This is a genomic window from Mediterranea sp. An20 (genome assembly GCF_002160055.1).
In the GTDB taxonomy this organism is placed as follows: Bacteria; Bacteroidota; Bacteroidia; order Bacteroidales; family Bacteroidaceae; genus Bacteroides; species Bacteroides avicola.
The window spans coordinates 1-20,771 of sequence record NZ_NFJV01000035.1; the positions used below are offsets into that span (position 1 = coordinate 1).

At 49.3% G+C, this 20,771-nt stretch carries 18 protein-coding genes, 2 tRNA genes and 1 pseudogene; 17 read left to right on the plus strand and 4 right to left on the minus strand.

Going from position 1 to position 20,771, the window contains the following annotated elements; all coding sequences use genetic code 11:
• The 6 genes and pseudogenes from B5F34_RS17435 to B5F34_RS15200 all read left to right on the plus strand — a co-directional run.
• Nucleotides 1-103, plus strand: a pseudogene (locus tag B5F34_RS17435) (IS982 family transposase); the annotation flags it as partial.
• Nucleotides 104-561: 458 nt separating this feature from the next.
• The gene (gene gap, locus B5F34_RS15180) at nt 562-1,572 is read left to right on the plus strand and encodes a type I glyceraldehyde-3-phosphate dehydrogenase (RefSeq protein ID WP_087340645.1); all 1,011 of its coding nucleotides are present in this window, start codon (nt 562-564) and stop codon (nt 1,570-1,572) included.
• Nucleotides 1,573-1,669: 97 nt separating this feature from the next.
• Nucleotides 1,670-2,239, plus strand: coding sequence for a hypothetical protein (locus B5F34_RS15185; RefSeq protein WP_140393020.1), 570 nt, complete (start codon nt 1,670-1,672; stop codon nt 2,237-2,239).
• Nucleotides 2,236-3,285: a BF3164 family lipoprotein gene (locus B5F34_RS15190; protein WP_162609353.1), complete on the plus strand. Its 1,050-nt coding sequence runs from the start codon at nt 2,236-2,238 to the stop codon at nt 3,283-3,285. Before B5F34_RS15185 ends, B5F34_RS15190 begins: the two co-directional genes overlap by 4 nt.
• A 438-nt stretch (nt 3,286-3,723) precedes the next feature.
• On the plus strand, nt 3,724-4,818 hold the full coding sequence (locus tag B5F34_RS15195; protein ID WP_204245625.1) for a HAMP domain-containing sensor histidine kinase: 1,095 nt from the start codon (nt 3,724-3,726) through the stop codon (nt 4,816-4,818).
• Between the two features lies 1 nt (nt 4,819).
• On the plus strand, nt 4,820-5,518 hold the full coding sequence (locus B5F34_RS15200; RefSeq protein WP_087340653.1) for a response regulator transcription factor: 699 nt from the start codon (nt 4,820-4,822) through the stop codon (nt 5,516-5,518).
• A gap of 5 nt (nt 5,519-5,523) precedes the next feature.
• On the opposite strand, the gene B5F34_RS15205 is transcribed toward B5F34_RS15200, so the two are convergent.
• Nucleotides 5,524-8,019 carry a carboxypeptidase regulatory-like domain-containing protein gene (locus B5F34_RS15205; protein ID WP_087340654.1) on the minus strand — a complete coding sequence of 832 codons (2,496 nt, stop codon included), beginning with the start codon at nt 8,017-8,019 and terminating at the stop codon, nt 5,524-5,526.
• 7 nt (nt 8,020-8,026) lie between these two features.
• Nucleotides 8,027-8,842, minus strand: coding sequence for a GLPGLI family protein (locus B5F34_RS15210; RefSeq protein WP_087340656.1), 816 nt, complete (start codon nt 8,840-8,842; stop codon nt 8,027-8,029).
• A 1,038-nt stretch (nt 8,843-9,880) separates the two neighbouring features.
• Here B5F34_RS15210 and B5F34_RS15220 point away from each other — a divergent pair.
• The 6 genes from B5F34_RS15220 (at nt 9,881) to B5F34_RS15245 (ending at nt 16,020) form a co-directional block, all read left to right on the plus strand.
• Nucleotides 9,881-11,947 carry a M3 family metallopeptidase gene (locus B5F34_RS15220; protein WP_087340660.1) on the plus strand — a complete coding sequence of 689 codons (2,067 nt, stop codon included), beginning with the start codon at nt 9,881-9,883 and terminating at the stop codon, nt 11,945-11,947.
• Nucleotides 11,948-11,959: 12 nt separating this feature from the next.
• Complete coding sequence (locus B5F34_RS15225) at nt 11,960-12,451, plus strand: DUF4847 family protein (RefSeq protein ID WP_087340662.1); 492 nt, start codon at nt 11,960-11,962, stop codon at nt 12,449-12,451.
• Between the two features lie 13 nt (nt 12,452-12,464).
• A complete protein-coding gene (locus tag B5F34_RS15230; protein WP_087340664.1) occupies nt 12,465-12,911 on the plus strand; it encodes a dCMP deaminase family protein in 447 nt (148 codons plus the stop codon).
• 64 nt (nt 12,912-12,975) lie between these two features.
• The gene (locus B5F34_RS15235) at nt 12,976-14,712 is read left to right on the plus strand and encodes a S41 family peptidase (RefSeq protein ID WP_087340665.1); all 1,737 of its coding nucleotides are present in this window, start codon (nt 12,976-12,978) and stop codon (nt 14,710-14,712) included.
• Nucleotides 14,624-15,202, plus strand: a complete 579-nt coding sequence (locus B5F34_RS15240) for a 5-formyltetrahydrofolate cyclo-ligase (RefSeq protein ID WP_087340668.1) — start codon at nt 14,624-14,626, stop codon at nt 15,200-15,202. Before B5F34_RS15235 ends, B5F34_RS15240 begins: the two co-directional genes overlap by 89 nt.
• Nucleotides 15,203-15,231: 29 nt before the next feature.
• On the plus strand, nt 15,232-16,020 hold the full coding sequence (locus B5F34_RS15245; protein WP_087340670.1) for a histidinol-phosphatase: 789 nt from the start codon (nt 15,232-15,234) through the stop codon (nt 16,018-16,020).
• Here B5F34_RS15245 and B5F34_RS15250 read toward each other — a convergent pair whose 3' ends face one another.
• The gene (locus B5F34_RS15250; RefSeq protein WP_087340672.1) at nt 16,021-16,311 is read right to left on the minus strand and encodes a DUF721 domain-containing protein; all 291 of its coding nucleotides are present in this window, start codon (nt 16,309-16,311) and stop codon (nt 16,021-16,023) included.
• Nucleotides 16,308-17,429 carry a DNA replication and repair protein RecF gene (recF, locus tag B5F34_RS15255; protein ID WP_087340690.1) on the minus strand — a complete coding sequence of 374 codons (1,122 nt, stop codon included), beginning with the start codon at nt 17,427-17,429 and terminating at the stop codon, nt 16,308-16,310. Before recF ends, B5F34_RS15250 begins: the two co-directional genes overlap by 4 nt.
• A gap of 186 nt (nt 17,430-17,615) precedes the next feature.
• Between recF and B5F34_RS15260 the strand changes: the two genes are divergently transcribed.
• The 5 genes from B5F34_RS15260 to B5F34_RS15280 all read left to right on the plus strand — a co-directional run bounded on the left by B5F34_RS15260 (nt 17,616) and on the right by B5F34_RS15280 (nt 20,308).
• Entirely contained in the window at nt 17,616-18,299 is a 684-nt protein-coding gene (locus B5F34_RS15260; RefSeq protein WP_087340691.1) for a tetratricopeptide repeat protein, read from the plus strand.
• Nucleotides 18,300-18,324: 25 nt separating this feature from the next.
• On the plus strand, nt 18,325-18,819 hold the full coding sequence (gene ribH, locus B5F34_RS15265; RefSeq protein WP_087340674.1) for a 6,7-dimethyl-8-ribityllumazine synthase: 495 nt from the start codon (nt 18,325-18,327) through the stop codon (nt 18,817-18,819).
• 61 nt (nt 18,820-18,880) lie between these two features.
• A tRNA-Tyr gene (locus tag B5F34_RS15270) sits at nt 18,881-18,963 on the plus strand.
• Between the two features lie 9 nt (nt 18,964-18,972).
• Nucleotides 18,973-19,045, plus strand: a tRNA-Gly gene (locus tag B5F34_RS15275).
• Nucleotides 19,046-19,351: 306 nt separating this feature from the next.
• Nucleotides 19,352-20,308 carry an endonuclease/exonuclease/phosphatase family protein gene (locus tag B5F34_RS15280; RefSeq protein WP_087340693.1) on the plus strand — a complete coding sequence of 319 codons (957 nt, stop codon included), beginning with the start codon at nt 19,352-19,354 and terminating at the stop codon, nt 20,306-20,308.
• Nucleotides 20,309-20,771 lie beyond the last annotated feature (463 nt).

The window sequence follows — 20,771 nt, forward strand, 5'->3', positions numbered from 1 at the left end:
GTTCGCCCGGATTATCGGGAAAATCAGCGCACTTACAATCCTACAATACATTAACTACAAAAACAACAAGCCCATTGGCAGAGTCAAGTATGCGCTGACTTAATTCCGCCAACGGGTATAAGTAAATACTAAAGAGCCCGTTTCAAACAGCCTCCTCAACTCCCCGGAGAGTTTATGACAGCCTTCTGTAACTTCAGCCTCCGTTCGGGGAAAGTTGGTGAAACTCCTGATAACTGACATGCAAACTTACAAAAAAAAATTGCATCACCAATTTAACTTTCATTCCCTCGCCGGGTCTTTTATATAGAACGTCCGCTCAAATGAGCTTACGGACAGGAACGGAAATACAGGCTGCAAAAAAAGACACAGTCTCCTCCTTTATAAGGACAACCGGCCGCTATTTCCACCCCATCACTGTTTTTTTATATTATTTAATCATAGAACTGAGCGTGAATATAAAAACAATTTCTTAATTTTGCAGCGCAAACGGGAAAGAATGATTCCCGGACGCTACAATCGAGAGATATTTAAACTCTATAAACCTTTAAAGTTTTAAACAAAATGATTAAAGTAGGTATTAATGGATTCGGACGTATCGGACGTTTCGTATTCCGCGCAGCTCAAAAGAGAAACGATATCCAAATCGTTGGTATTAACGACCTTTGCCCGGTTGACTACTTGGCTTACATGCTGAAGTACGACACGATGCACGGCCAGTTCGACGGCACTATCGAAGCTGACGTTGAAAACAGCAAGCTCATCGTAAACGGCAAGGAAATCCGCGTAACGGCTGAAAAGAACCCTGCTGACCTGAAGTGGAATGAAGTAGGTGCAGAATACGTAGTTGAATCTACCGGTCTGTTCCTGACAAAGGAAAAAGCTCAGGCTCACATCCAGGCTGGTGCCAAATACGTTGTTATGTCCGCTCCTTCCAAGGACGATACCCCCATGTTCGTTTGCGGCGTAAACGAAAAGACTTACGTAAAGGGCACTCAGTTCGTATCCAACGCTTCCTGCACAACTAACTGCTTGGCTCCTATCGCTAAGGTTCTGAACGACAAGTTCGGCATCGTTAACGGTTTGATGACTACTGTTCACTCTACTACAGCTACTCAGAAGACTGTTGACGGTCCTTCTATGAAAGACTGGCGCGGTGGCCGTGCAGCTTCCGGCAACATCATCCCGTCTTCTACAGGTGCTGCTAAGGCTGTAGGTAAGGTTATCCCCGAACTGAACGGCAAGCTGACTGGTATCTCTATGCGCGTTCCGACTCTGGACGTTTCTGTAGTTGACCTGACTGTAAACTTGGCTAAGCCTGCTACGAAGGAAGCTATCTGCGCTGCCATGAAGGAAGCTGCTGAAGGCGAACTGAAGGGCGTACTGGGCTACACGGAAGATGCAGTGGTTTCTTCTGACTTCCTGGGCTGCACGCTGACTTCTATCTTCGACGCTAACGCAGGTGTTTACCTGACTGATACGTTCGTTAAGGTTGTATCTTGGTACGACAACGAAATCGGCTACTCTAACAAGGTGCTTGACCTGATTGCTCACATGGCATCGGTTAACTGCTAATTGATAGCGTATAAACCTTATTTTGCCCCCTCCCTCTCATTTGAGGGGGGGGGCATTTTTGTAATCATATAAACACGGGACAATCCCCCCAATAACCATGAGAAAAGTTCTATTTGCATTGATGCTTTGCCTGACGAGCACATTTGCCGTGGCGCAGGAAGAAGCCGTAGTGAAAGTAAGCGGCGGAAAAATAGGGGCGCCAACTGCCCTCTTCGATGAACAGTTGGCCAGCTTCAAATTCGGAACCTACCCCAAAGACATGAGACTGGAAGTGCTGCTCGTCCGGTTGCATGAAGGCAAAACAGATACCACATGCATTTACGACAGCATGTTATCATCCAAGGACCGGAAACGGATAGACATTGCTGCTGTGCGGAAGGAAGGGAAACTGCTGGTGATGTGTGCCGACTACGGAAGCAACATAGCCATGTTCCCACTGAAAACATCCTCCCAACTTGCTTTCTTCCCGCTGCCCGCCCCCAAAAATGAAACTGGACGCAGCATCGCCATCGGCTTTTTTACGGAAGAGGCAGATGCCGACAATTCGCTCAAGAAAATACTTCCCATCAACCAACAGAAAGAAAGCCAGAGACAACAACTTATGAATGAACTCAAAGATGGGAAAACAGAATGCTTCCTGCTGACCTACCGGCTAAGCGAATCATGAGACTATTCATTGTATTGTTACTGGTCGGCCTGCACTTGTGTGCCTGCCAGGAAGACAAGCGGGTGAAAGAGGTGGACGCCTTTTTCACGATGGAAGATTTCGGTCCTGCCATCCGACTGAAAGGAGAAATCTTGCCAATGGACAGTATCTGGAAACCTGCCCGCATCCGGGTGGAGGATTCGCTGCTGATACTGACCGACATGACCTGCGACTATTTCATCCAGGTGTATGACAAGCGAACGGGCAAAAAACTGACTGAAAACCTGTCGCGGGGAAGCGGACCGGGAGAACTTATGTATTGCTGGTCTACGCAGTATGACAAAGACAAGGTCTGGGCTTTTGACATGCAGATGGCACGGCTCAATGAATACGCCAGAGACTCTTTCCTGACAGGATGGCACGTGCAACCCCAACGGAGCCTCCACCTGCAGGGAGCGCCGACCACAGTGGCTGCCTTGCCGGACGGTACCTTCATAGGTTCCTCACTGAGCGACAAGGAAACCCTGTTTACCCGCTACGACAGCAACGGGCGCAAAGACAGCAGTTTCAACATGCCTTATCCGGAAGTGGATTACGACATTCCGGAAATAAAGAAGAAAGATTTTTGGGAACATCGAATCTATTACAGCCCCCGCCACAGGAAGGTAGTGGTGTTCTATACCTATACAGACTTGATAGAAATCTATGACGAACAGATGAAACGGGAGCGAAGAGTACAAGGGCCGGACCAGTTCGGACCGGAATTCGGCATCCGCAACATAGAGGGCGGTTATGTAATGATAAAACCACAAAAAGGCATCAGCAAGCTTTCTTATATCAGCGGCGTCCTGACCGATACGGAGATGTGGACCCTATACAGAGGCTGCTGGCCCACCGATGGAAATGATGCCCGCCAGACTTTGCTGGTATTCGACTACGAAGGCAACCCGTTGCGCCACTATGAATTGGATATGTCCGTCCAAGATTATGCCATCGACGAAGAAGAACGTTGCATCTATGCACTGACGGAACACCCGGATCCGGTGGTGGTCCGCTACCCATATTAGATTTCTCGTAGATCAAAATGTAATAATCCAATCAGCAATGAAATGCGGAAAACCCGTGTGATTCTTTCTATGGAACACAGAGACACGTAGAACGACACTTTCAGAACAGAAAACTGCCAGTATCAATGTATGAACAACTTAATGATTTAAATTTAATTATTTGCACGTTTATAAAAAACAAAGAATCCATTTTGCTAAATTTGCAGCATGAATTTCTTCCGCAAATATATTATTCTTGTAAGTGCTACTTTGACCTTTGTTACAGTCGGGTGTTATGAAGCATATTGGCTCCGGGGAATGTATGAAACCGAGAAGGAGTCGGTCAAGTCGATAATCAGCTCGTCTGTGACAAAGGCAGAAATGGAAGAATATCTTGAGCGGATTAGCATCGAACAGGGAGTTGATTCTATACGCATTCTTAGCAGTAAGCCTGAATCCATGCCGAAAATAGTATCGATGTCTATCGATTCGTTAAGTGGAAAACCACGTGTGATACGCATACATAGGATTGACAGTCTGAGAATTTCCCAGGAACGCCTGCAATCGCAACCCAAGAATCCCAATATGGGCAAGATAGATTCCCTGTTCTGCGCACGGCTGGACAGCGCGGAACTTGACATAGCGTGCAAACTGACATTAGTGAGAAATGACAGTTCCGGAAGCGACAAAGCCGGAAATGTAATACTTACCGTACCTTCTTATGTCAACAACGGATATTACGAGGTCTGCCATGATTCTCTTTCCGGGTACATTATAGGCCGGATGTCCGGTACGGTTGCCACCTCCGCAGGAATACTGCTCATCATCGTCATCGCCTTCTGCCTGATGGACAGGACCGTGAAGAAACAGCGGAGACTCGACGAAATGAAAAATGATTTCACTCGGAATATCACGCACGAATTGAAAACCCCCATTGCAGTAGCATACGCTGCAAGCGACACGTTGCAGGAATATGCTCTTGGTAACGACCCGGTAAAACGGGAGGAATATCTGTCTGTCATAAAGGGGCAGCTTGACAGACTTTCAGGCATGGTGGAAATGATTCTGTCAACAACGGTGGAAAATCGTACCGGTCTAAGACTGGACCTTACAAGGACACCGCTCAGACCGATCCTCGACGATGCCGTATCTCAAACAAAGCTGAAAGCCGGCAAACGCTGCGACATCACCGTATCGGTACTCCCGAACTGTCTGGAGGCGACAATAGACAGACGGCTTATGTCCAGTGTCATCCTGACGATACTGGACAATGCTGTAAAATACTCCGGTGACAGTGTGACGATAATGGTGGAAGCACATAGGAGCGGGGAAAAGACACTCATATCAGTTTCAGATAACGGTATAGGGGTAGCCCCGGCAGACCGGAAGCATATATTCGAGAAATTCTACAGGGTTCACACCGGCGACAGGCACGATGTAAAGGGATACGGAATAGGGCTTTTCTTCGCAAAGACCATAGTGGAAAAGCACGGAGGCCGGATATCTGTGACCAGCGAGCCGGGCAAAGGTAGTTCATTTGTAATAGAATTATGACATGAAAAAGATTTCTGTTCTGTTTGTAGAAGATGAGCCTACACTGGCAATGATTGTCAAGGATGCTCTTGAAGCTGAGAATTTTACCGTCCACATTGCCTGTGACGGTGCGTCGGGATTGGAAATGTGCTCCCGGTTGAATCCGGACATCATCGTATCGGATGTCATGATGCCAAGAATGTCCGGCTTCGAAATGGTGCAAAAAATCCGGCAGACAGGTGCCTGCATTCCGGTATTGTTCCTGACTGCCAGGACTTCAGCCGATGATGTTGTCGAAGGATTCGAGACCGGAGGCAATGACTACCTGAAAAAGCCGTTCGGGATGAAAGAACTTGTAGTAAGAATGAGGGCACTTCTCGGGCGGGTCGGAGTGCAGCCCGCCTCTGACATGAACTCCGAAAAAGAGTATGCTTTAGGACAGTTCCTATTCATACCGGCAAGGCGGCTTCTGACTTATCTGCCTGACGGAGAAAGCACAGAGCTCCCGAATCGGGAGAGTGAGATTCTCGAACGCTTATGTGCAAACAGGAGCCGGGTGGTCTCGGCAAAGGAAATACTGCTTGACCTGTGGGGAGATGATGATTTCTTCACCACCCGCAGTTTCCAGGTCCTCATATCAAGACTGAGACACCGGTTCTCAAAAGATTCGGGAATACGCATCCTAAACATCAGAGGAGAAGGCTATAAACTTATCTGCTGAACAAACTAAAAATCAACGCTGAACTTCAGCATCATTTCCCGTGGCCTGAGATAAGTCAGCGTGTGGGCTTGCAATGTCGCTGACACTGTGACATGCTTGTATTCGGATGTTCCTATGACATTTTTCGCAAGGAGCGAGATTTCCCACCTGTCAGCCTTATAGCCCAGAGATATATCGCAGAAATAGTTCAGCCCGAACCCACGGTCATTACTGTGATACAACTCATTATCCATCGAAATCATCCATCCGGAAGCCGGACTGAAGTGAAAGTCGAGGTAATGAGACCAGTCCGTGACCTGTCCGGCATTGTTGCGGCTGCTCGCTTTCATTCCTGATTGCCCTTCCACAGTCCACCAGCGGAACGGCTTAATGGAATAATCCAACGATACGGAATACACGTTGACCCTTGCCTCCCGGACGGTTCCACCCAGAAGATAGGCGTATCCCGTAGAATTGAATGAGCCGTTTATTCCTATGCGTGTCCTGCACCAGAGGAAAGATTTGGCCAGCCTGCTGCCTATAATATAGGTGTCGGAATCATACATCCTGTCTGTTGCCCTCTGTACATGGATGTCAGACTCCATTGTACTCTCGTACAATATATTGTCCGAAGACCTTACATACATGGGACGGAGGTTGAAAAATATACCGTTTACCGGATTCCTGTAGGTATAGCCAGCCGAGATGATGTCGGAGGACTGCTTACCCATATGGCCGTTCCCTTCATACAGAGAGCGATATGATGTATACACGGGGGTGCCTATAACCTTTGTTCCTTCATGCGGCATAGCCGGACATCTGTAGCTGAATGATAGTTCCGACTTGGGTGACGCCTTCCATTTCCAGGACAATGACGGCTCTATCCATATATGTCCGGATGATTCCCCGTCGTATGTCTGGTACGCATAGCTTGTCTTTACCGATCCGGTGAGCCTGTGGTTGCCGAATGACAGTTGTACAGACGGCTCCCAATACGGTTGTGAGATCTGCCATACGATTCCGTTTATATGCTGGCACCTGTAGTCGAAACCGACAGTGTTCTTGAAAAAATGCTTTCTGATCTTCCTGTTGAAACTCGCATTGTTCCGTGTGGAAAACATATTGATGTCCAGCAGTCTGGTGATACCGTCTATGGTAAGTATCTGACCCGGAAGGTATGTATCGCCCGTGGACGAATTCACCTGCCACACATTTCCCCGTGCCGTGGTATGGGAGATGGTCAGGTCCTCGGAAAGCACACGCTTGTACGGTCTGACCATAAGATCCGTACTGCGACCGTTGTACAGCATTTCACCGTTGCCGGAGTTCCAGTCCGCATAGACCTTTGTACTGCTTCTGAGGTAAGTGCGATCTGAGTTAAGCGTATAACACAGCTCTCCTTTGATTTCGTTTTTCTTGGAGGCAATGTCATAATCCTCAGTGATGACCGGCATACCGTCTATGGAGAGGTATGTGGTCGAGCTTTGACTACGCAGCCTCTCTTTGTCATGAAATCCGCTCAACTGCATCCTTATATCCGAGTTCCTGCCTGTTTTCCACAGCATGTTCGCCGCAAGAAGATGACTTGCATTGAACGAGTACCGCTTTTCGTCGAAAGCCGGACCGCCCAGTTCAGGCATGCTGATAAGTCCGCTTTCTGCCTGATAGCCTCCGAGGTCAGAGATGTCTTGTACCTCTGCACCTATATCGGCACCAGTATGGTTGTTCTTGTACATCATGAGAGTTTGGAATGTCTTATTGAACCGCATGCCCATTATCCTGTTGTCATATACGAGTCCCTCGCCTGCACCGGCATATCCTGCCCCAAGATCCGCATGTCCTGTCCATACCGCTTTGGCATCATCTTTCAGGACAATATTCAAGGCCGCCTGTTCGCTGAAATCTATTCCCCTCAAAGACCTGACCCGCTGATGATTTTCGAGGACCTGCACGCTTTCCACCCTGTCTGCCTGTATATTGTTGCTCGCAAGGGAATACTGCCCTCCCATCAGGTCGAGCCCCTCTATATAAAAGCTGCCGATGGATTTTCCCTGGTATTCTATTGTCCCGTCGGATTTCACCTCAAGCCCTGGCATTTTGCTTATCACATCGGCGATGGAACGGTCCTGTGCTTCCTTGAAGCCTGCGACGGAATATGTCAGTGTATCTCCACTTTCCGATATGTTTTCCGGGGTGACGGTTACTTCCCGGAGAGAGAATAACTGCTCCTTCAGTACGACTGTATGGGGCGAAGCAAATTCATCCATCCTGACTGTCACCGTGTTGAACCCGATGAATGTCACTGTAACATGGTCCGTCCCCTCAGAAACATCCAAACTGAAAAGACCGTTCTTATCCGTGACGGCATATCCCGACGGTGCGTTTTTGTCTGACCAGGCTATGACATTTGCACCGCAAAGGGGCTTTCCCTCACTGTCAAGCACCCGCCCGGATAATGTCTGGGCGGTGCTTGTAATGAAATGCAAGAGCAGAAAACTCAATAAAGACAGCAAAATACGCATAGGAGAGTCATTTTAAATCCAGATAGTTCTTTTCGGACTGCACCTGATTGGAAATATCCTTGCCGCTGGCATCCACTATCTGTGTGACAAAACCTTTACCGAGAAGACTCTCCACAGCTTCGGAATAGGTCTGCCCGGCATTTGACTTGCGTAATGCCAGGTATTTCTTCCGGGTGCATCTGACTGCATCTGTCTTCCCGTACAGAGCTACCTCCGAAGCGTCATGTACATCCTCCATGCCAACCGAGGTAAAGTGGAATATCCCGTCAGTATCCACCGCCTCGAGAATAAGTCCGGGCAGTCCGCCAAGGACATAAGGTCCATAGGGTATAGGGATTTCCGTAGAATACCATACGGTCCATGTCCGGCCATAGACTTCAGCCTTGGCTTGGTGACATTCGTAGCCGCAGACCGTCTTTACACTGTCCGTCAGTTCCCAGTCCATGGCCGGCAAATTTTCCTCATACATAAATTGATCAATGCCGACTTTATTAACATAGGTATATTTCCCATGTTCCGGTGCCCCCATAAGGATTTCAAGGCTGCTTCTGTTCGGATACCGGGAGCCAAACTGCTTGACGGCATTCATTGCAGCAGCGATGTCATCGGTACGCTGGAGTGACTTGACTGCTTCGCTGTGCCCCCGGTAGTTAGGGCTGTAGAATACTGCCGTTGTACTTCCAATGTCAAGGTTCCACCTGTAAACATTGCGTGTTCTGTTGTACAGTGCATCACAGTCATAGGTGACGCGATAAGCTGCCTTTTCCTGTGCGTTCAGCAGCAGAGGCAGAAGCATGAATAGAATAACAAATGTCTTTTTCATATCTGTTGAATTTTTACAGTGCAAATTTCTGTAATCCAATCTGCAAACTTGTTCAACAGACCATCAACTAGTCTTAACTAGTACTAACTCGGGTATCGAATAAAAACATGGATTCTACGGGATTTTGGGCAAGAATATACCTAATTATCAAACGTATGCCCCAGACTATCGCTCAAAAGTAGATAAAAAAGATACGGTCTGATGCGAATATCAAAATGGCTGTGGTAAAATTTGTGATAGATACACATGGAGAAATATGGAATACCCGCGCAGAACGAAGGAAAAGAATGAGATATTGAATAACGTAAACCTGCATTTGAGCCGCGTAAACCTGCATTTGAGCGTCGTAAACCTGCATTTGGTGAAGGCAGTTTGAAGAGTAAAGGAGATGATGCAGATGCAGCCAGCTACAAAGAAAAACTACTCGAACCATCCTTCACGCTTTCACCGCACAGCAAAACACTGTAATACAGAAAGTTGTTGTGAAAGATACATCTTTCACGCAGCTTTCACACACCAAAGTGTGGTTCTAAGCTCTTGGAAGCAAGCTCTTCAGGGCATAGCAACGCGCTGCCTGTCGCTATGAAGCAGACGCCGTATGCAGCCCTGGGTAAACTTATTGTCGTTATTGGACTCAAGCAAGTCAACCTTAATCAGGAATAGACACCACATGAAAGCAGTGTGAAAGCGGTGTGAAAGATGTATATTTCACAACAACTCCCTGATTTACAACATTCCTCATAGCGGTGAAAGCGTGAAGGCATTTTCAGGGATTCCTTTTCTATGAGGTGTAGAGAATGCTTCCTTTCACTGGGAACAACCTGCAGAACCTTGCGCAGATGCATCGTGAAGACTCTAACATGAAGGGTTACGTTGCTAAAGTGCCACTTTACGCTGCTCAAATGGCACTTTACGGGTGGGATTTGCCGTTTGCTTGCGAAAATATGCAAACAAAAATACGGTTTTCCTATTTTCTATTCGGTTATCCTACAGATTTTGTATATTTGCGGCTTGAATAAAAAAGAGATAAGATTCTATATGACAAACCATACCAATCCGTTCTTCGCTCCTTTCGACACGCCGCACGGCACTGTCCCTTTCGACCGCATTCGCCCGGAACACTACGAACCGGCCGTGCACGAAGGCATCCGTCGGCAAATAGCCGAGATAGACACCATCATTTCCAACCCCGAAACGCCCACCTTTGCCAACACAATCGAAGCTTATGAGCGTTCCGGCCGCCTGCTCACCACCGTGAACGCTGTGTTCGGCAACCTGCACAGTGCCGAAACCAACGACGAACTGGAACAGCTGGCCCAGACGCTCATGCCCCTGCTGAGCGAACACTACAACAACATCACACTGAACGAACAGCTTTTTGCCCGCGTCAGACAAGTGTACGAGCATACGGACAAGGCGCAACTTACCCCCGAACAGCAGACGTTGCTGGAAGAAACTTATCTGAGCTTCGTGCGCAACGGTGCCGGACTGCAGGGCGAAGCACGCGACCGCTACCGTGAACTGTGCAAGGGGATGAGCCTGCTTACCCTGCAATTCGGCGAGCATTGCCTCAAGGAAACCAACAGCTACCAGTTAGTGCTGACCGACCGCGCCCAATTATCCGGCCTGCCCGAGACTATCACCGAGGCTGCCGCCGAGACTGCCCGCGAAAAGGGATTGCCCGAAGGACAGTGGGTCTTCACCCTTCAGGCTCCCAGCTATGTGCCTTTCATGCAGCATGCCGACAACCGCGACTTGCGCCGTGAACTCTATATGGCCTACTACACCAAATGCACCCATCCGGACAACGGATGCAGCAACCTGGACATTGTAAAGCAGATTGTCAACGGACACCTGGAACTGGTCCGCCTGCTGGGCTACCGCAATTATGCCGACTACGTGCTGAAACACCGCATGGCGCAAGCCAGCACCCACGTCTACCGCCTGCTGGACCAGTTGCTGGAAGCCTATACCCCCACCGCACACCGGGAAGCAGCCGAAGTGGAAGCCTTTGCCCGCGAGGAACAGGGCGACGACTTTACACTGATGCCTTGGGACTGGAGCTATTACGCACAGAAACTGAAAGACCGCAAGTACCAGCTCAACGACGAAATGCTGCGCCCGTACTTCGAACTGAGCCGTGTCAAAGAAGGGGTATTCGGGCTGGCCACGCGCCTCTATGGCATCACGTTCAGGAAGAACCCCGACATCCCGGTCTACCACAAAGACGTGGACGCCTACGAAGTGTATGACAAAGACGGCTCTTTTCTGGCCATATTCTATGCCGACTTCCACCCGCGTGCCGGCAAACGGTCCGGGGCATGGATGACTTCGTACAAAGGACAATGGAAAGACCCGGCAACAGGCGAAAACAGCCGTCCGCACGTGTCGGTCGTGATGAACTTCAGCAAGCCGACGCAAGGCAAGCCTGCCCTGCTGACTTTCAGCGAGGTAGAAACCTTCTTGCACGAATTCGGCCACAGCCTGCACGGGATGTTTGCCAACACAACCTACGAGAGCCTGAGCGGCACCAACGTCTATTGGGACTTCGTGGAGTTGCCTTCGCAATTCATGGAGAACTATGCCCGGCAGAAGGAATTCCTGCAGACCTTTGCCCGCCATTACCTGACGGATGAACCGATACCCGACGAACTGGTGCAACGCATCAACGACTCGGCCAACTTCAATGCGGCCTATGCCTGCCTGCGTCAGGTGAGCTTCGGCTTGCTGGACATGGCTTGGTACACCCGCACCGAACCCTTCGAAGGCGACGTGGAGCAATACGAGAAACAGGCTTGGGCACGTGCCCAGGTGCTGCCTGCCGTGGAAGGCACGTGCATGAGCGTTCAGTTTTCGCACATCTTCACCGGTGGGTACTCGGCAGGCTACTACAGCTACAAATGGGCCGAAGTGTTGGATGCCGATGCCTTCGAACTGTTCCGCCAGAAAGGCATCTTCAACACGGAGACCGCTACCTCGTTCCGCGAAAATATCCTCTCGAAAGGCGGTACGGAACATCCCATGACCCTCTACAAACGTTTCCGCGGACAAGAACCCAGCATCGATGCCCTGCTCATACGCAATGGCATCAAACCCGAAAAATAGAAAGGAGAAAAAATGAAAAAACTACTGACCCTCTTACTCTTTGCCACGTTGCTTCCACTGCTGGAAGCCTGCGACCAGGGCGATGACATCGCTGAGATATTCACGGGGAAAACATGGAAGCTGACGTATATCACCATGAACGGACAGACCGTTGACTTCTGGAACGGAGATGAGGCCGCCTACAACGAAAGCGAACGCCTACGCAGGCAGAGCGCCACATTCACCGTCACGTTTCACGGCGGCGACACGGAATCTGTGGCAGGTGGAGAGTTTAACGCACGTGCTGTCAACCGCACGATAAACGGCCAGTGGACAGCCGACGGAGTATCACACGAACTGCGCCTGACCGACATAAGGGCCACGGGAAGCGATACGGACGTGCTCGCCACAGCGTTCTACAACGGATTGCAGAACGCCACACGCTACGAGGGCGACAGCCAGAACCTATATATATATTATGAAGACGGGGAAACCACCAAGTGCATGGCCTTCCACGTACAATAAAAAGCAACTGACTATGGACAACGAATCAGCCAAAACCAAACAGGAAGCATTAGACAAACGCTACATCCGCATGGCAGGCATCTGGGCGGAGAACTCCTACTGCAAACGCCGCCAGGTGGGCGCCCTCATCGTGAAGGATAAGATGATTATCTCCGACGGGTACAACGGCACGCCTTCGGGATTCGAGAATGTCTGCGAGGACGAACACAATCTGACCAAGCCCTACGTGCTGCATGCCGAAGCCAACGCCATTACCAAGATAGCCCGCTCCAACAACAGCAGCGACGGCGCCACCATGTATGTCACGGCTTCACCCTGCATCGAATGTGCCAAGCTCATCATCCAGGCAGGCATTAAGCGCGTGGTTTACTCTGAAAAATACCGCTTGGAAGATGGCATCGAATTGCTGAAACGGGCTGGCATTGAAGTGGAATACGTTCCGCTGGCAACCCATGAATAACAACGCCGGCCGACAGCCGCATGCCATAAACACTGAAAACAGATGAAGTAAATCACTAACTAATATGAGCAACAAAAATAATTTCCATTTCACCCCGCTTATCATTGCTGTCAGCGTGGTACTGGGTATCCTGATTGGTACCTTCTACGCCAAACATTACGGTGGCAACAAGCTGGGCATCATCAACGCTTCATCAAACAAGCTGAATGCGTTGCTGCACGTCATCGAAAACCAGTATGTAGATACCGTCAACATGACCGACCTGGTAGAAAAGACCATGCCGCAGATTCTGGCCGAACTGGACCCGCACTCCACGTACATCCCTGCCAAAGACCTGGAAGAGGTGAACTCCGAACTGGAAGGCAGCTTCAGCGGCGTGGGCATACAATTTACCATCATGCAGGATACCATCCACGTCAACAGCATCGTGCCCGGAGGTCCGGCCGAAAAAGTGGGCATGCTTGCCGGCGACCGCATCGTGACGGTAGACGACAGCCTCTTTGTGGGCAAAGACCTGAACAACGAACGCGCCCTGCGCACCCTGAAGGGTCCCAAAGGCAGCCAGGTGAAACTGGGCGTGAAGCGTGCCACTGAAAAAGAATTGCTGTACTTCACCGTAGTACGGGGAGACATTCCGCAAAACACCATCGATGCTGCCTATCTGCTCGACGACAAATACGGATACATACAGGTAAGCAAGTTCGGACGGACCTCACACGTGGAATTGCTGAGTGCCATCGCCCAGTTGAGCCATCAGGGCTGCCAGGGCTTCATTATCGACCTGCGCGACAATACCGGCGGATACATGGATGCCGCTACCCGCATGGCCAACGAGTTTCTGCCTGCCAACAAGCTTATCGTCTATGCCGAAGGACGGAAATATCCGCGCTGGGAAGACTATGCCGACGGCACAGGATGCAGCCAGGAGGCTCCGCTCGTGGTGCTTATCAACGAGGGGTCGGCTTCGGCCAGTGAAATCTTTGCCGGAGCCATCCAGGACAACGACCGGGGCACCATCGTGGGACGGCGTTCTTTTGGCAAAGGACTGGTACAACAACCCATCGACTTCAGCGACGGTTCGGGTATCCGCCTGACCATTGCACGTTACTACACGCCGTCGGGACGCTGCATACAACGTCCGTATGACAGCGGCGACAACATGGCTTACGAAATGGACTGGATACACCGGTATGAACACGGCGAATTCTTCTCGAAAGACAGCATCAAACTGAACAAAGACCAACAGTTCTTTACCGGACTGGGACGCACTGTCTACGGAGGAGGAGGCATCATGCCCGATGTGTTCGTTCCCCAAGATACCACCGGCATTACCTCGTGGCTGATTGAAGTAAACAACAAGGGCATTATCCTGCAATACAGCTTTGATTACACCGACAAGAACCGGGCCAAGATGGCTGAATATACCCGGCAGGAGGACTTGCTGAAATATCTCCAAAGCCAGAACCTCATACAGCAGTTCGTGCGTTATGCCGACCAGAAAGGAGTGAAACGCCGCAATCTGCTGATACAAAAATCGCGCAAGTTGCTCGAACGGAATCTCTACGCCTCAATCATCTACAACATGCTGGGACGCCAGGAATACATCCGCTACATCAATGAAAGCGATGCGACCGTAAAGAAAGCTGTGGAAATTTTAGAGAAGGGAGAGGCCTTTCCGCAGGCACCCGACTCCCCAACGGAAGGAACCAAAGATGCAAACAAAGACCGAATTGCGCAAGGAGATCTCTTCACGGAAAACCCGGCTGAAATCTTCAGGCTGGCGCACGCAGCAAGTTGCTGATGCCTTAACTGCCATCGAGGCACATCCCCGCTGGATGGCAGCACACACCGTACTGCTCTATCACTCCCTGCCGGATGAAGTGGATACGCACGACTTCATCCGCCGCTGGGCAGGGCAGAAACGCATCTTGTTGCCTGTGGTCAGAGGGGAAGATTTGGAACTGAGACCTTATACGGGCGACAATTGCCTGGCCGAAGGCGCTTTCCACATCGACGAACCTACGGGACCGGCCTTCACGGACTATGCCGCAATAGACCTTGCCATCATCCCCGGCGTGGCCTTCGACCGGCAAGGAAACCGGCTGGGACGTGGCAAAGGCTATTATGACCGCCTGCTGCCTCGCTTAGAAAATACGTATAAAATAGGACTCTGCTTCCCCTGCCAACTGGTGGACCGGATTCCTGCCGAAGCACACGATGTGAAAATGGATGAGGTGCTTTGCGGACAACCGTGTACCCCGCAAGAGAAGACAGGCAATGACAATAGATAAATGATTATTCAGGATAAAACAGAAAAACAATGAAGACAAATTATCACACACATACTACCCGGTGCCTGCACGCTGTGGGCACAGATGAAGCCTACATAAAAAGTGCGCTGAAAGGAGGGTACCAAGTATTGGGATTTTCAGACCATACGCCTTGGAAATATCGTACCGACTACGTAGCAGACATGCGCATGCTGCCCGGCGAACTGCCTGGCTATGTAGAAAGCCTCCGTGCCCTACGTGAGAAATACCACGACCGGATTGATATAAAAATAGGATTGGAGTGCGAATACTTTCCGGATTATATGCATTGGCTGAAAGAACAAATCAAACAATATCAGCTGGACTACATTATCTTCGGCAACCACTTCTATCACACAGACGAAAAATTCCCTTATTTCGGCCACCACACCGACTCACGCGACATGCTCGATTTGTACGAAGAGAGTGCCATCGAAGGCATGGAAACCGGAGTCTACTGCTGCTTGGCACACCCAGACCTGTTCATGCGCTCCTATCCCCGGTGGGACCACCACTGCTCGCTCATCAGCCGCCACATCTGCCGCACCGCTGCCCGCCTGAATATCCCCTTGGAATATAACATCGGCTACATGGCCTACAATGAAGCCCACGGCCTGCAGACCTATCCTTGTCCTGAGTTCTGGCACATTGCCGCCAACGAAGGTTGCACAGCCATCATCGGACTGGACGCCCACAACAACGCCGACCTGGAAGACCCGACTTACTACAACCGGGCCATACAGGAACTGAAAGACTTGAAGATAAAGGTGACGGATACGCTGCGGATGAACCAATGGTAATCAACGGAATACAATATCCGTAATCACCTGCGCCCCTACATGTTTGTTCAGATTGCGCACCAGCAGGTCACGCCCCATCATCAGTTCCTGCCGCAAGACTGCCGAAGTGAGATGTACGTAAAGCGTCTGGTTACGTATAAAAAGCCCGTCGGTATATCCCGCAATGGTCGGGCCTACCACTTCGGGCCAGGCATTGACCAACCGACGCTCGTTGAGCGGAGACTCCAGACTCTCCTGCCGCAGATAAGTACGGATGAGCTGACCGATGGATTGTGCATCGTTACGCTTCATTCCCCGCCTCCTTCCTCGCCGGCGGTTTCCGTCACACGCCCGGACTCCACACGAAAGATGCGATAATCACTGCCCACCTTTTGCAGAATACGGTCCAAATGGCTACGGTTGGTATCTGTAATGAAGATCTGTCCAAACCCTTCGCCAGCCACGAGCTTGACAATCTGCTCCACGCGCGAAGCATCCAGTTTGTCAAACAGGTCGTCCAGCAAAAGCAAAGGCACCGTCCCTGCCGTCCGCTTCAGGAAATCAAACTGCGCCAGTTTCAATGCCACCAGATAAGTTTTGTTTTGCCCCTGCGAACCTTCTTTCTTAATGGGATAATCGCCCAACATCATCTCCAGTTCGTCTTTATGGATACCGCGCAAGGAATATCCCATGATACGGTCGCGCTCCCGGCTCTCACGCAACGTCTCCAGCAAAGGGCCACGGGCTGCATGCGACTCGTAAGAAAGCCCCACCCGCTCCCTGTCTTGCGAAATATAGGAATAAAACGACTGGAAAATGGGAATAAACTCGCGGATAAAAGCCTCGCGCTTGCGGTAAACTACCTCACCGGATTGCGCCATCATCTCTTCCCAGACCAAAAACAACTCCTCTTCCACGGGATGTTCGCTCTTCAGCAAAACATTGCGTTGGTTTAATGCCTTGTTGTAACGGATAAGGGCGTTCAGGTATTCCTTGTCATACTGCGAAATCACCACATCCATGAAACGGCGACGCCCATCGCTCCCGCCCGCAATCAGTTCGGAATCGGCAGGCGATACCATCACCAAAGGGATAAAGCCGATATGGTCGGACAGCCTTGTGTACTCCTTCTTATTACGCTTGAACTGCTTTTTCTGCCTCCGCTTCATTCCGCAATAGATTTCCTCGGGCGTACCGTCAGAATCCTCATAATAACCTTGAATCATAAAGAAATCCGCCCCATGCATTATATTCTGTGAGTCGGCAGGATTGCCTGCACTTTTGCAAAAAGACAAATAATAGACGGCATCCAGCAGGTTGGTCTTCCCCATCCCGTTCTGTCCGAAAAAACAGTTCAGTTTGGGCGAGAAAAGCAGTTCAACCTGCTCCAAATTCTTATAATTAAGGATAGATATGCGGTTCAGTATCATAACAGTAATCAGATAGCACGGGAAGAAAGTCTCCCTTTTTCCGCGCAAAAGTAACAAGAATTTCGCTGTTTTCCCCTCTATCCATGAAAAAAGATGGGTACAGATTTCGCTGAAACAGAGAAAAGCACTATTTTTGCGGGTCGAAATTCATATTATAAGAATAATAACAAAAAACGATACATAACAATGGCAGAACAAAAGAAAACCAACGAAGCCCTCAATGTGGAAGAAGCACTCACACAGTCTGAGGCATTTCTCATCAAAAACAAAAAAGCCATCATCGGCGTGGTAGTGGCAGTTATTGTCATCGTAGCCGGCGTAACAATGTACAAACACTTCTATGCCGCACCGCGCGAAGAAAAAGCACAGGCAGCCTTGTTCAAAGGACAGGAATATTTTGAAGCCGGCTCTTTTGAAACGGCACTGAACGGCGACAGCATCGGTTATGCAGGCTTCGCAAAAGTGGCCGACGAATTCAGCGGCACCCAAGCAGCCAACTTGGCCAAGGCTTACATGGGTATCTGCTATGCCAAACTGGGCAAGAGCCAGGAAGCCATTGAAGCCCTGAACAGCTTCAGCGGTGATGACCAAATGGTTTCTCCCGCCATTAAAGGCACTATCGGCAACTGCTACGCCCAACTGGGTGAATTGGACAAAGCTGCTTCCACACTGCTGGACGCTGCCAATCAGGCCAACAACAATACGTTAAGCCCCATCTTCCTGATGCAGGCGGGAGAAATATTGCTCAAACAGGGCAAGTATGATGAAGCCATCCAGGCCTATACAACCATTAAAGACAAATACTTCCGTTCTTACCAGGCCATGAACATCGACCAATATATCGAGAAGGCCAAACTGATGAAGAAGTAACATATCCATTATACATATATATAATATGGCAACCGCTTACCACAACCTGTCGGAATACGACTTCCAGTCTGTCCCCGATGCTTCGAACATGAAGTTCGGCATTGTGGTGTCAGAATGGAACTACAACATCACCGGTGCCCTGCTGCAGGGAGCCCTTGCAACGCTGAAGAAGCATGGCGCCCGCGAAGAAAACATTCGCGTGGAAACCGTACCCGGCAGTTTTGAACTGACTTTCGGCTCGGCGCAACTTATCAAACACACCGATGTGGATGCCGTTATCGCATTGGGTTGTGTAGTTCGCGGCGATACTCCGCATTTCGACTATGTATGCATGGGCGCCACAGAAGGCATTACAAAATTGAATGCAGAAGATGACGTCCCCGTCATCTACGGATTGATAACAACCAATAACATGCAACAGGCAGAAGACCGCGCAGGCGGTCGCCTGGGCAATAAAGGTGATGAATGTGCAATTACTGCAATAAAAATGATCGATTTTATTTGCAGATTAAAAAAATAGTCGTACCTTTGCAGCGCAATTGAGAAACAAAGCACTTAAAGCCGAGTTCTTGAAAGCGGACGGGCAAATACCAGAGTGGCCAAATGGGGCAGACTGTAAATCTGCTGGCTTATGCCTTCGGTGGTTCGAATCCATCTTTGCCCACATAAAATTGCGGAAGTAGCTCAGTTGATAGAGCATTAGCCTTCCAAGCTGAGGGTCGCGGGTTTGAGTCCCGTCTTCCGCTCTTAATGAGAGCCTTGATAGTTAAGAGATTAGCTATTAAGGCTCTCTTCTTTTACAGAGCTTTTTGAGGGCTGAATGAGGGCGGTTTACGGGCTTCATGTAAACCAGGATGTAAACCGGAAACGGTTCAGTAAGCCTTATGACATAACGGAAGAATACAAACCACACCCGTTTTTTTTGGCACTTCAGGATTAAATTCTTTCCTTTGTACCTAATAAGGTAAATAAATCCCCCGATGGGAAAATATCCCCTGATAAAAAAGACGGAAGTATTCATCCCACAGGCACTTAAACCAATACAAGCTATTATGAAGAGAAAAATATTATTTTATGGCATCTTGCTTTTACTTTCATCATGCACGCTCAACAACGTGGAGAAAAACGAGAGTAAAGAACTGAAAGTCTTATCCTGGAATGTATGGCATGGAGGACATTCAAAAGAATATCCCCAGAAAGGGTGTGACGGTACTAAAGGTATTCTGAAAGAAAGCAAGGCAGATGTCGTTCTGATGGTAGAGACTTACGGCTGTTCAGCCCAAGTTGCAGACGAACTGGGATTTTACCATCGACTTCTGTCTGACAACTTGTCTATTTACAGCCGTTACCCAATTGTGAAAACACTGACTTTCCCGGATTCTATTTCCACGTTCAACTTTGGAGGTGCAGAGTTGGATGTTAACGGAAAACGCATACGGGTGTTTGCTGTCTGGCTCCATTATCTGCCAGATGAACGTTTGGTGCCACTCGACAAGACCGAAGAGGAAATCCTGGCATGGGACAATGCAGGCACACGTGATGACGAAATAAACAAGATTATCAACATCCTCCGCCCGATGCTGGCTGAGACAGACAGCATTCCTATCATAATGGGAGGCGACTTCAACATACATTCGCATTTAGACTGGGTGGATGCCACACGCAATCTCTATAACCACGGAGGAAAGACTGTAGAATGGACTGTGTCTAAAGTCCTGCAAGAGAATGGATTCATTGACAGCTTCCGCGAACTGAATCCTGATCCGGCAAAGAATATTGGAGCTACCTGGTATTGGTCGGATGGTGACATCAAAGACCGGATGGACAGAATTGATTTCATCTATTACAGAGGTAAAAACATCCGGGCTGTTCAATCGGAAGTCTATAATTCGGATTTGCCTGGTACACTGCATTTCCAAGGCAAAGATTTCTTCTATGCATCAGACCACGGGTTTGTCTTCACCACATTTGCCTTCGACCAAGGAGAGCAGCCCCAAAGAAAAGAATAGGAGAAACAACTGACAACTTGTCGACAAGCATCGGACTGCGACTGCAGACTTTTTACACCCGCAAAATAGAAATCAGCCTATCATTCTGTCATCCCGGGCACCACTGAAGGATAACAGAATGGTAGGCGTTTATCATTACGGCACACCCTCTCTGACGAGAAGATACAGTCAAGTTACCATGCCATACTTTCATAACACAAAAGCAACGGACAGATAAATTGATATTACACCCAACTATCAGCCACGAATCATTGCATGAGAAAACAATATTGACTACTTTTGCGCCGCAATTCAGAATTGTAAAGAGATAATAAAATTATGGCCGGACCATCGCATTTAATCTATCAGTCCAATGAAGCTGAGAGCCCAAGCAGTGCTTTGTTGTTCCGACCGAAACGCCAGGAAAACGGACGGCGCGGACTGTTCGGACTTTCTTTTTTATGAAAAAGAACTTATTCGATAA